The following is an 11,874-nucleotide window of genomic DNA, read 5'->3' as shown; positions in this document are numbered from 1 at the left end:
CGCGGAGCTCAGGGCGCCGGGCCGCGTTCGCCCGCGCCCCGCGGGACGCGGGCGCCCCGGAGGAGCAGCCCGGCTCCCAGCGTCAGGAGCCCCGCCGTCAGTGATACGGCGCCGAGGTAGGCCAGGAGGATCATGGCGTTGGGTTCGGTCGCGTCCGGGGAGAGGACCGACAGGAAGAACGCGGCGGGGAGCAGGATCGCCGCCGCGGGGATCGTCAGGCGCACGAACCACCTCGTGCGTTCGGAGAGCCCGGTTTCGTCGACGTAGCGCAGCGCGACCAGGGAGAGCACCAGCAGCACGCCGGCATGGGCGTGGCCGGCGCGCCAGAGGTCCTGGCGGAGCTGGTTCTGCGCGTACTCCGGGTCCCCGACGAGCAGCGGGAGGATGCTCGCCCCGCCGAAGACGACGGTAGGCATCACGAGCAGCAGTATTCCGGCGACCACCCGCGATTCGTTGCTCATGGTGCTGCTCTCTTCTCTCGTGCGGGGCGGGTGCGCGAAGCACGCGGCCCGCTGCCCGTCCCTGACCGCCTCGCCGGTCCGGTCAGGCCTTGGCGGCCACCGGCGGGATGTTGTGGTTGGTCCGGAACAGGTTGTCCGGGTCGTAGCGGTGCTTGATCGCGGTGAGCCGCTCCCACGTGGGGCCGGGGTAGGCGTCGCGGACCCGCTCCGGGCCCTCGTCGCCGAGGAAGTTGACATAGGCTCCGGTGTCCTGCCGGCGCAGGGCCGCGATGAGACCGGTGACCCAGGACTCGCGCCCGGCCCGGTCTTCGGGGCCGTCGTAGAACGCGGCGACGTTCACCATGATCCGGGAGCCGCGGTGGGCGAACGCGCTGGCCTGGGCGGGCACGCGGGCCACCGCCCCGCCGAGCACCCGGATCTGGACGGCGCGCATCGCCGCGTCGGAGGCCTGGAGGTGGTCCATGATCGTGTCGGCCGCGTCGCGGTCGATCGTGTCGACGAACATCGTGCGCCCTATCGCGGTGGGGCGGTAGCCGGCCTCCTCCGGCGGGAAGAGCTCCGGGTACGGCATCGGGCGAAGCGCGTCCACGAGCGGCGTTGCGAGTCGGCGGAACGGCGCGAGCACCCGCTCACCGGTGTCGACCGGGCCGGCGTGGCACATGAGGGCCATGACGACCAGCCGGCCGTGGAGTTCGGCGGGAATGAACGGCATCGGCGGCGCCGGCATGATGTTGGCGATCGTCGACAGCTCGTCCGGCGCCGCCTCCGCCTCGGAGACGAACGCGTGGATGACCTCGGACGTCGCCGGGAGCATCAGCATGCCGCCCACGACCGTCCCCACCTCGTGCAGCCGGAACTTCAACCGTGTGGCGATCCCGAAGTTCCCGCCGCCGCCGCGGATCGCCCAGAACAGGTCCGGATGGCTGTGCGCGTCGATCCGCAGGAGCCGGCCGTCCGCGGTGATGATCTCCGCGGCCAGCAGGTTGTCGATCGTGAGCCCGTACTTGCGTGAGAGGAACCCGAGCCCGCCGCCCAGGGTGAGCCCGCCGATCCCGACCGAGCCTGTGTCGCCGAACCCGGTCGCGAAGCCGTGCGCGCCCACGGCAGCGGTGTAGGCGCCCGCGGTCAGCCCCGGCCGGGTCCACGCGATGCGCCGCTCGGCGTCGATGTCCGGCGGGCGCGTGTCGGCCAGATCGAGCACGATTCCGCCGTCGCAGACACCGTGCCCGGCCGCGCTGTGGCCGCCGCTGCGGATGGCCAGTTCCAGGCCGGTCTCGCGGGCGAGCGCGACGACGCGCGCGACCTCGGCGGCCTCCGAGGCTCGGACGATGGCGGCGGGACGGCGGTCGATGTCGCCGTAGAAAACGGCGCGGGCTTCGTCGTAGCCGCCGTCGCCCGGCGTGGTCACCCGGCCGTCGAGATCCGTGCGCAGCCGTGCGATCGGCGGTGTGTTGGAGCGTGCAGACGTCATGAGAAGCCTTACGGTCGTGGGGCCGGGCGCTGGGGCCCGGCGGGGTCTGCGTGGTGCGGAGCGGGGGCGCCCGGTTCCGCCTCCCGCCCCGCGCGGCGTTCACAACGGGCGTACGGATGTTCAGTCGGCCGCCGTCCGCCCGGTGGCCCCGGAGCCGGTGCGCACCAGCCCGGCACGATAGGCCTCCAGCCGTTCGACCAGCTCCTTGGGGCGGCTGAGAGCGGGCAAGTGTCCCCCGTCCATCTCGTCGGGGGTGATGCCCAGCCGCTCCCGCACGACGCGGCGCAGGAAGTCGGCGGGGAAGAAGCGGTCGTCGCGGCACAGCAGGAACACGGTCGGCACATCGGGCCACGCCTGCAGGGGCCACGGCTTCTCGAACGGGGTGCCGGACTGGTCCCGCCCCTTGGTCATCGCCTCGGCCAGCACGTCCGGCGGAAGGTCGTGGAGGAAGGTGGCCACCGGGTCGAACTCCCCGTCGACGGGGCGGCCCTCGCGCTCGTCGTGTGCGCGCTTCGCCTGTTCGTGGCCGGTGTTGGTCCACCACTCGCCGGGTGACTCCCCGGGGGAGGGGACCATCGCCGCCAGCAGCACCAGTAGGTCCACCCGGACCCGCCGGCACACCAGCGGCGCGGTGAACCCTCCCATCGACTGGGCCACGAGGACCAGGTCGGTGCGGTCGCCGATGGCGTCCACCACCACGTCGGCGTACTCGGCCAGCCCGGCGGAGTCGTCGTCGCCGGGCAGGTCGGGGGCCACCACATCGTGGCCCCGCGCGCGCAGTTCCGGCACCACCCGGTGCCAGTACCACGAGTCGGACCCGGCACCGTGAATCAGTACGTATGTGGCCATGGTCGGCACTCCTCTCGGTGCGGTCGGCGCCGCGCGCGGAACCTGTCGGGCGCACGTCAGCGCGTGCGCTCCTCCTCAAGGGCGAAGGAGCCGTAGTCGAGCCCGCCGGCGCGTTCGTAGACGTGGATCGCGACCCCGGTGCCGGACGTCCTGGTACCGATGAGTCTCAGGCCGGCGGGAAGGGTCCCCTCCCCGAAGAGGCGTTTGCCCGCGCCGAGCAGCACCGGGAACACGCACAGCCGGTACTCGTCGACGAGGTCGTGCCGGATCAGGGTCTGGATGAGCCCGCAGCTCCCGGGAACCTGGATCTCGCCGTCGGTCCGCTGTTTGAGCGCGGCGACCTCTTCGGCCGCATCGCCCTTGAGGAGGGTGGAGTTGTACCAGTCCACGCTGCCGAGCGTCCGCGAGGCGACGTACTTGGGGACGCTGTTCAGCTTCGCCGCGATCGGGTCGTCGCCGCTGACGTGCGGCCAGTGCGCGGCGAAGATCTGGTAGGTCCTCCGGCCAAGAAGCACGCTCGCGGCCCGGTCGGTCCAGTCGACCATGGTCTGCCCCAGTTGGTCGTCGAAGTAGGGCACCAGCCATCCGCCGTGCTCGAACCCCCCGTCGCGGTCCTCGTCCGGGCCTCCGGGAGCCTGCATCACCCCGTCCAGCGTCAGAAACGTGCCTACCACCAGCTTCGCCATAGCATCCCCCCGGGCATCGGTCGACCAGGTGCGGCGTCCGCGCCTGTCCTTCTGCCGCCGGGGGCGTTCAACGCGGATGAACGGCTGTTCGCTCCTCCGGAACCGCCCGATGGTCTGCCTGCTCCTCGTTTCTGTCGCAGCTCACCGCTATGGTCGTCCGCGATCCGCGATCCGGCCACGGACTATGCTCGTTGGAAAGCGGTGGGCGAAGGCGGGGAGGGGTGCCCGTTGCGCGAGCCTTTCATCGGTCGGGACCGGGAGCAGGCCGAACTGGCGGCCGGGCTCCAGGACGCGATCGACGGCCGCGGCGGGCTGTTCCTCGTCGCGGGCCAGCCGGGCATCGGAAAGACCGCTCTGGCCGACCGCCTCGCCGAGCACGCGGTCGGGCAGGGCGCCCGGGTGCTGTGGGGACGCTCCTGGGAGAGCGGCGGTGCGGCGCCGTACTGGATGTGGACGCAGATCATCCGGGCGCTGGCGGACTCCTTCGACGACGAGCTCGACTCCCTCCTCACCCCCGAGGCGGCGGCGCACATCGCGTTACTGGTGCCGGAACTCGCCGGCCGGTTCGGCCGGCCCGCCCCCTCCGTGCACACCCCCGGCTCCGACGCGGCGCGCTTCTACCTGTTCGAGGCGACCACCGGATTCCTGAAGGCCGTGTCGTCGGCCCAACCGCTGGTACTCGTCCTGGACGACGCCTTCACCGGCGACCACCCCTCGCGTCTGCTGCTGCGGTTCCTGGCCCGGGACATCCGGCCCTCGCGCCTGCTGGCGGTGGTCACCTACCGCGACATGGCGGCGCGTTCCGGCGAGGCCGCCGACATGCTGGCGGACCTGGTCCGCGAGGGCCGGCTACTACGCCTGCGGGGCCTGGACCGGACCGAGGTGGCCCGCCTCATCGCGGAGGTGTCGGGAACCGCGCCCTGGGAGGGCAAGGTGAGCGCCATCCACGAGGCGACCGGGGGCAACCCGCTGTTCGTCCGGGAGGTCACCCGCCTGGTCGCCGCCGGGGAAGCCCTGGACCGCCCCGGCCGGTTGAGCATCACCGTGCCCGACAGCCTGCGGGGGGTGATCAGCCGCCGGCTCGCCCCCCTGTCCGCGGACGCCGTCCAGGTGCTCTCAGCGGCCGCCGTGGTCGGCCGGGACTTCGACGTCGCCCTGGTCAGCGCGGCCTCCGACCTTCCCGCCGAACGCGTGCTGGGATCGGTGTCCGAAGCGGTGGAGATGGGGGCCGTGGCGGAGGCGGCGGAGGCCGCCGGCCTCTACCGCTTCTCGCACCCGCTGATGCGCGAGGCGATCTACGAAGGGCTTCCCCTGCCGGCCCGGCTGCAGATGCACCAGCGGGTCGGCACGGCGATCGAGCGCCTGCACGGGCTGGACCCGGCCCCCTACCTCGGTGAGCTCGCCTACCACTTCGCCCAGGCGGCGGCCGCCGGAAAGGGAGCCAAGGCCGAGGAGTACGCCCGACAGGCCGGCGACCGGGCGATGCTCAGCTACGCCTACGAGGAAGCCGCCGTTCACTACCAGCGCGCCCTGGAGGCGGGGCACTTCGCCGGACTCGGCGAAGCGGAACGCTGCGAGCTGCTGCTGCGCCTGGGCGGCGCCCAGGCGCGGGCGGGCGACTACCAGCAGGCCAGGGGAAGCTTCCAGCAGGCCGCCGAGATCGCCCGGCGGCTGGGGACCCCCGAGCGGTCGGCCCGTGCCGAGCTGGGGTTCGGGGAGCCGCAGGTGGAAGGTGGAACGGTCGACCAGCAGCTTCTCGCTCTGCTGCGCGAGGCGCTCGCCGGGCTGGGCCCCGCCGACAACCCGCTGCGGGCGCGGGCGCTGGCGCGGATGTCGCTGGAACTGACGTTCGCGGACGAGGCGGTGCTGCGGGAGTCGCACCGGGACGCCCTCAGCCGGGAGGCCGTGGAGATGGCCCGGCGGCTGGGCGATGCGCCCGCGCGGGCGATCGCGTGCCGCGCACGGTGGATGGCCGCGTGGGGGCCGGACGGGCTCAAGGAGCGCACGGCACTGTCGGAGGAGATCCTGCGTCTGGGCCGGGAGACCGGTGACCGGGAACTGGAGCTGGTCGGCCGGGCCCGGCGGATCACCTGCTCCATGGAGGCGGGGAACATCCGGGCGGTGGACACCGATATCGTCGCGCACGCCCGGCTCGCGGGCGACCTCCGCATGCCCTACCACGCATGGACCGCGGCGACCATACGCGCCGGGCGGGCACTGCTGGACGGTTCGTTCGAGGCGGCCGAGGAGCTGGCCGACAGGGCCCCGTCCCTGCTCCCCACGCGGCCGAACGCCCGGATGGCCCACCTCAACCAGCTCACCCCGATCCGGTGGGAGCAGGGCCGGCTGTCGGAACTGCGGGCGGCCTGGCAGCAGCTCGCCGAACAGTTCCCGCAGGCCGCGTACGCCAAGGGGTGGCTGTCCCTGGCCGAGGCGGAACGAGGCCGGGCAGACGAGGCGGGAAGGAGCCTCCTCTCCCTGGTCGAGGAGCTGCCCGGGCTTTCCCGCGGCGGCCTCTGGCTGCCCGCGCTCGCCACCGCCTCCCTGGCCGCCGCGCGCCTCGGCGACGCCGATGCCGCGGGAGCCGTCTACCCGCTGCTGCGTCCCTACGCGGACCGCACCATCGTCGCCCCGATGCCGCACCCGGTGGTGTGCTTCGGACCGGCATCGTCGTACCTTGCCCTGCTGGCGGCCACCTCGTCCCGGTGGGAGGAGGCAGCCGGCCACTTCGAGTCGGCGATCAGCGAGAACAGCCGCATGGGGGCCGCGGTCTTCCTGGCCCGCACGCGCTACGAGTACGCGCGGATGCTCATCCGGCGCGGCCGGGCCGCCGACCGGCGAAACGCGGCGGAACTCCTGGAACAGGCGCAGGATGCCGCACTCGCCCTCGGTATGGCCGCGCTCGGCCGGGAGTGCGCGAGCCTGCGGGAGGAACCCGCGGCCGAAACGGTCGCGGCCGCGGAGCCCACCGGGGCCGGTGCGGCGAGCGTGTTCCGCCGCGAGGGGGACTACTGGACGCTCGCCTACGAGGGCTCCCTGTTCCGGCTGCGGGACACCAAGGGCCTGCACTACCTGGCCAGGCTGCTCGCCGAGCCCGGTCGGGAGTTCCACGTGGTCGACCTCGAAGCCGCGGAGGGGCCGGCCGGGGAGGCGCCGCCGCGCGGCTCCGGGGCGCGGGCGCGAGACGACGGGCTGCGCTCCCGCCCGGGTCTCGGCGACGCGGGGGAGCTGCTCGACGCCAGAGCCAAGGCCGAGTACAGGGCGCGTATCGAGGAACTGCGCGCGGACCTCGACGAGGCGGAGAGCTTCAACGACCCGGCCCGGGCGGCGCGGAACAGGGAGGAGATCGACGCTATCGCGCACGAGCTGGCCGGCGCGGTCGGGCTCGGCGGCCGGGACCGCAGGGCCGCCTCCCACGCCGAGCGGGCCAGGCTCAACGTGACCCGGGCCATCCGGGCCGCGATGGCCAACATCGCCCGATCCGACCCCTCACTCGGACGGCACCTGGCGACGACGGTCCGCACCGGCCGGTACTGCTGCTACACCCCCGACCCGCGGGCCGGGACCACCTGGGAGACCCGACCCGGACGGGACCGCGGCTGAACACCGGTTCGTTCGCTTTGAACGCCCCCGTCCGAACCGGACCGCCGACACGGAAGCAGGGGCTATGGGCGCCACGAACGCCTCGGAGAGGCCGCTCCCCATGGTGATCCGCCTGCGGGTCGAGCGGACCGAGCCGCTGGCCGGAACCGCCGCGGCCGAGGACGGCACCGAACTCGGATTCGAGGGCTGGATGGAGCTGCTCCGGGTGGTCGCGGCACTCCTCGGCTCGCCGGAGCGCCCCTCCGCAGGCGAGCAGCCACAACCCACCGCGGAGTAAGGAGCCATGACGGGCGAGACAGCGGAGAAGGAGCCGGCCGCCGAGCTGCTCGCGGCTGCCCGACGAGCATCGCCGCCTAACAACTTACGGAGACAGTCATGAAGGATGAATCAACGAACCCCGGCGGGCCGGCGGCTAGCGCCACCAACGCACCGAGTCTGCCCGCGGCCGTCGACCGGGCTGCCTTCCAGGCCGAACTGGACAGGCTGCGGCTTCGGGAGAAGGCGCACACCCGGGAAGGCGACGCGATCGCCGCGGCCCGACGGCGCCTACCCATGGTCGAGGTGGACGCCGAGCTCGCGCTGGTCGGGCCCCAGGGGCCGTTCACCCTGCACGAAGCGTTCGAAGGGCGCCGACAGCTCATCGCCTGCTACTTCATGTGGCGCCCCGGCCGGCCCGCGCCCGAGCAGTGCGAAGGCTGCACGTGGTGCACCACCCAGGTCGCAGAGCTGTCCTACCTTCATTCCCGCGACATCACCTACGCGGTCTTCTGCCAGGGGCCCTACGACGAAAGCAGTCGTTACCGCGAATTCATGGGCTGGGACATGCGTGGTACTCAGCACGGGACTCCCTCGACGCGCTCCTCGTCGGGCGCGAAATCGGCATGATGCACCTCGTGTGCTATCTACGGGACGGCGACCGCGTCTTCGAAACCTACTGGACGACCCGCCGCGGCGTAGAGGTGATGGACTACAGCGACGCGCTCATGGACCTCACCGTGTACGGACGCCAGGAGCCGTGGGAGGACTCGCCCCTCGGCTGGCCACAACAGTGGCAAGCCGACGGATCCAACTGGCGGACAAACGGACGCCCCATCGCCCAGTGGTCGCGACTCGAAGCTGGACGCTCTGACGACCTCGCCGTTGGGCCCTGATCGTCAGTGGAGAGGAGTGCTCCTCAACGCCGGGCCCAAGGGCCACCGCCGGATGCCGCTACTCGTCGCTGCGCTCGCCCGTCGCCGCCGCGGGAGACGCGTCCGGCCGGATCGCTCTTCGAACCGACCTGCTCGACCGCGAACGCCGGATCCTGCCCGCGGGCAGGGCCGGTCAACCTGGTGCGGGCGCGGAGCCCCGGGCGAAGGCTCGTCTCGGAGCGGGCGGGCACGCCGAGGGCCCGCGCTCAGCCGCACCCGTGTCCGACGCCGAGGAGGTCGGTCAACTGCTGGGCGTTGACCTGGGCGTCGTCGCGCCAGCAGTTGTTCATCAGCACGTGGGTGGTCTCGGCCCGCTCGGCCAGGCGGCGCAGCTTCGGCACCCATTCGCGTAGCTCCTCGGTGCTGTAGCGGTAGCGGAAGCGCCGCTCCTTCTCGCGGCTGTCCCACTGTTCGGAGCGCCCGTGGAAGCGCACCACGGCGAGGTCCGAGGTGGCCTCGGCCACCGGCGGAACCGAACTGGGATACCCCTGCGGCATGTCCACGCACACATAAGGGAGGTCGTGCTCGGAAAGGAACGCGAGCGTCTCGTCCCGGGCGCCGTCGCTCATCCAGGTCGCGTTGCGGAACTCCACGCACACTCGAAGCGGTGCGCACCGGCGCCGGCACTCCAGGATGTAGCGCCTGCCGTCGCTGCTGCGGGGGACCCACTGGGGGAACTGCAGCAGGATGGCGCCGAGCTTGCCGGAATCCGCGAGAGGGGTGAGCGCGGAGAGGAAACGGTCCCACATCGACTCGACCAGCGCCGGTGCGGCGTCGCGCAGGTACAGGTGGCGGCGCCCCCGGGCCGCTTCCCGCGCGGCCGGCCGAAGGTCGCGCGGAAATGCGTCCGGCCTCGTCGGGTGCTGGGTGAAAAGCGAGAACGCCTTGATGTTGAAGGTGAAATCGCCGGGGGTGCGCTCCGCCCACAGCCGCACGGTGCGCTCGGCGGGCGGACTGTAGTAGGTGGAGTCCACCTCCACCAACGGGAACCGGGAGGCGTAGTAGCGCAACCGCTGCTCCGGTGTGCGCACGTCCGGCGGGTACCAGCCGGCCGCCGCGAGCGCGCGGTCGGTCCACCCGGCGGTCCCGACCCGGATCCGCCCCGTCCCCGTCATGATGTCTCCGCCGACCTCCGCGGCCCCGTGACGCCCTCCGCTGACCCGTACCGGACCGGGCCTTGTTCGAAGTGCCGGTTTCCGCACCAACACCGCGAATCGGTGAAGAAGGCCACACTAGCGGCCCCGACCCGCGACGTGGCCGGGGTGGCTAGTACAGGAGACCCCCTAATTCCAGTCCACCCGACCGCGCCGGTTCCGCGCTACGGGAACCCCGCGGGTGTGGACGGCGGAATGAGGCGTCCGCCGGATCAGCGGCGGCGGGCGTAGAACCCGTCAGCGAGCATGACCCCCGCTGCGGCGACCAGCACCTGGACGATCAGGACGAACAGCCAGAACGTGGTGAAGATGGTCGCGATCGCGCCACCGATGAACGCCGCGACGATCCCCAGCACCAGGGTCAACCAGATCGGCAGGTGCTGCTTGCCGGGCACGACGAGGCGCCCCAGCGCACCGATGATCAGCCCCACAACGATGGCGCTTATGATGCCGGTGATCTCCATGAGATCCCCTCCTTAAGGATCGTTCTCCTTGTTGCCTTCCCCGCACCGCGGCGAGGTATAACGCCTCTAACCCGTAACGCGGCGCCGAACACCCCGGAGCGCGATCCGGATTCGCGCTCTCGGCGGCGGTTCGCGGCCGAAGGACCCGGCGCGGGACACCACACCCGGCTCCCCCGCCGCGGCGCGGGAAGCCCGGTCAGAGCAGGCTGAGCTGCTGTGCCCGCCGGCGGGGCCGGGGCGGGGCGCTCTCGGTGGTGACGGCCTCGCTCAGCTCCCGCACCTCGGTGAGGAAGGGGGAGGGGCGCGTCTCCCGCGCCTCCCCGCGGCGGGTGCGCTTGGCGGCGTGCGTGAGGTACAGGTGGTCCTGCGCCCGGGTCATCCCGACGAAGCAGAGGCGGCGCTCCTCGGCGAGCGCGGCCTCGTCCGGCTCGGTGCCCGGCCAGCGCAGGGGCAGCAGGGTGTCCTCGCACCCGGTGACGAACACGACCGGGAACTCCAGGCCCTTGGCGGCGTGCAGGGTGAGCAGCGAAACCGCGTCGGCGCGGGGATCGAGCGCGTCGACCTCGGCGCCCAGCAGCACCTCCTGGCAGAACCGCGCCAGGTCCGTCCCGCACCGGTGGGCGAGCGGTGTCAGCAGTTCTACCGCGGTGCGCAGTTCGGCGGCGCGCTCTTCGCGCCGACCGTCGGGCAGCGAGGCCAGGATCGCCCCGGCCGCGGCGCGCACCCGCTCGACCACCGGGGTTTCGCCGGGCGCGGAGGCGGCGGAGGTGTGGGTCAGCTCCCGCAGGATGTGCTCGACACCGCTGCGCGCGGTCAGCGGGTCGTGCGAGCGTTTCTGCGCGGGGAACCCGCAGCGGCCCAGCTCCTCCAGCAGTGCCCGGGACTGCGCGTCGGTGCGGTACAGCACGGCGATGTCGCTGAACCCGATCCGGCCGTCGCCGTCGCCCTGCACCCGGCCGCTGTCCAGCGAGTGCAGTGAGGTGCCGCCCAGCAGCCGGTCGATGGTGCGGGCCACGAAAGCCGCCTCGGCGCGCTCGTCAGCGGCCCGGTGCAGGGTGATGCGCTGCGCGCTGTCGTCCCGGGTGGGGTGCAGCTGCCGGTCGGCGACGAGCGTGCCGGGCCGGATCGCCTTCAGGGCGCCGGCGAGGATGTGCCGCCCGCTGCGGTAGTTGCGGGTGAGCTGGACGACGGGCGCCTGCGGGTAGTCCTGCTGGAAGCGCAGAAAGAACCGCACATCGGCGCCGCGGAAGGCGTAGATCGCCTGGTCCGGGTCGCCGATCGCGGTCAGGTTGGCCTCCCCGGGGGCCAGCAGCCGGAGCAGGCGGTACTGCAGGTCGTCGACGTCCTGGTACTCGTCCACGGTGATCCACTGGAAGCGCCGCCGGTACTCCTCGCGGGCGTCCGCGTCGGACTCCAGCAGCTCCACCGGCAGGGCGAGCAGGTCGTCGTAGTCGACGAGGCCGCGCTCCCGCAGCGCCGCCAGGTAACGGGGCACGGTATCGGCGACGTCCGCGTCCGGCGTGTCGGTTTCGCCGGATCCGTCCTGGGCGCCGCCGCGGCGGGCGCGGGAGATCGCCGACCGCAGCCGGCGTGCCGCGCGCTCGTCCCCGGCGACCTCGGTGAGCACACGGTGCTGCTCCGCCGCGTCGGCGACCCCGAAGTCGGCGGGGAGTTCCAGCCGCGCGTGCCGCTCGCGCAGCACCGCGAGCCCGAGCGAGTGGAACGTGGCCACGGTGATGTCGCGCGCCTTCGCGCCCACCAGGGCGTGCAGGCGTTCGGTCATCTCCTCGGCCGCGCGCCGGGTGAAGGTGATCGCGAGGCACTGCCGGGCGGGGACGTCCCGCTCCAGCACCAGGTGCGCGATGCGGTGCGTCACGGTCCGCGTCTTGCCGGTTCCGGGCCCGGCGACGATGAGCAGCGGGCCGCCGGGCACCTCGGCCGCCGCGCGCTGGTCGGGGTCCAGGCCGGCGAGCACGCCGTCCTCCCCGGCGTCGTG

General features: G+C 72.9%; 11 protein-coding genes. 4 read left to right on the top strand and 7 right to left on the bottom strand.

Translation table 11 applies throughout. The features are described from left to right. Positions 1–8 precede the first annotated feature (8 nt). The 4 genes from VS93_RS24410 to VS93_RS24395 form a co-directional block, all read right to left on the bottom strand. Entirely contained in the window at positions 9–461 is a 453-nt protein-coding gene (locus VS93_RS24410) for a hypothetical protein (protein WP_046472212.1), read from the bottom strand. 82 nt (positions 462–543) lie between these two features. After that, on the bottom strand, positions 544–1,932 hold the full coding sequence (locus tag VS93_RS24405; protein WP_046472211.1) for an FAD-binding oxidoreductase: 1,389 nt from the start codon (positions 1,930–1,932) through the stop codon (positions 544–546). Positions 1,933–2,052: 120 nt separating this feature from the next. Next, the gene (locus VS93_RS24400; protein ID WP_046472210.1) at positions 2,053–2,781 is read right to left on the bottom strand and encodes an alpha/beta fold hydrolase; all 729 of its coding nucleotides are present in this window, start codon (positions 2,779–2,781) and stop codon (positions 2,053–2,055) included. Positions 2,782–2,837: 56 nt separating this feature from the next. Next, positions 2,838–3,467, bottom strand: coding sequence for a dihydrofolate reductase family protein (locus VS93_RS24395; RefSeq protein WP_046472209.1), 630 nt, complete (start codon positions 3,465–3,467; stop codon positions 2,838–2,840). A 228-nt stretch (positions 3,468–3,695) separates the two neighbouring features. Between VS93_RS24395 and VS93_RS24390 the strand changes: the two genes are divergently transcribed. From VS93_RS24390 to VS93_RS32680, 4 genes are all read left to right on the top strand, one after another. Next, positions 3,696–7,070 (top strand): ATP-binding protein, encoded by a 3,375-nt coding sequence (locus tag VS93_RS24390; protein WP_162231713.1) that lies wholly within the window; start codon positions 3,696–3,698, stop codon positions 7,068–7,070. 64 nt (positions 7,071–7,134) lie between these two features. Next, the gene (locus tag VS93_RS24385; protein WP_046472207.1) at positions 7,135–7,347 is read left to right on the top strand and encodes a hypothetical protein; all 213 of its coding nucleotides are present in this window, start codon (positions 7,135–7,137) and stop codon (positions 7,345–7,347) included. A gap of 98 nt (positions 7,348–7,445) precedes the next feature. Further along, on the top strand, positions 7,446–7,955 hold the full coding sequence (locus VS93_RS24380; RefSeq protein WP_201776743.1) for a DUF899 family protein: 510 nt from the start codon (positions 7,446–7,448) through the stop codon (positions 7,953–7,955). Beyond that, positions 7,952–8,221: a DUF899 family protein gene (locus VS93_RS32680; RefSeq protein ID WP_201776742.1), complete on the top strand. Its 270-nt coding sequence runs from the start codon at positions 7,952–7,954 to the stop codon at positions 8,219–8,221. Before VS93_RS24380 ends, VS93_RS32680 begins: the two co-directional genes overlap by 4 nt. Before the next feature lie 245 nt (positions 8,222–8,466). Here VS93_RS32680 and VS93_RS24375 read toward each other — a convergent pair whose 3' ends face one another. From VS93_RS24375 to VS93_RS24365, 3 genes are all read right to left on the bottom strand, one after another. Further along, a complete protein-coding gene (locus VS93_RS24375) occupies positions 8,467–9,375 on the bottom strand; it encodes a DUF72 domain-containing protein (RefSeq protein WP_046472206.1) in 909 nt (302 codons plus the stop codon). A 251-nt stretch (positions 9,376–9,626) separates the two neighbouring features. Next, on the bottom strand, positions 9,627–9,878 hold the full coding sequence (locus VS93_RS24370) for a GlsB/YeaQ/YmgE family stress response membrane protein (protein ID WP_046472205.1): 252 nt from the start codon (positions 9,876–9,878) through the stop codon (positions 9,627–9,629). Positions 9,879–10,074: 196 nt separating this feature from the next. Beyond that, positions 10,075–11,874: ATP-dependent helicase (locus VS93_RS24365; protein WP_046472204.1), on the bottom strand; the 1,800-nt coding region annotated here is incomplete at its 5' end.

Origin of the sequence: Allosalinactinospora lopnorensis (genome assembly GCF_000981225.1) — a bacterium.
Lineage (GTDB): Bacteria > Actinomycetota > Actinomycetes > Streptosporangiales > Streptosporangiaceae > Allosalinactinospora > Allosalinactinospora lopnorensis.
This window is presented reverse-complemented; position numbering and strand designations above follow the sequence as displayed.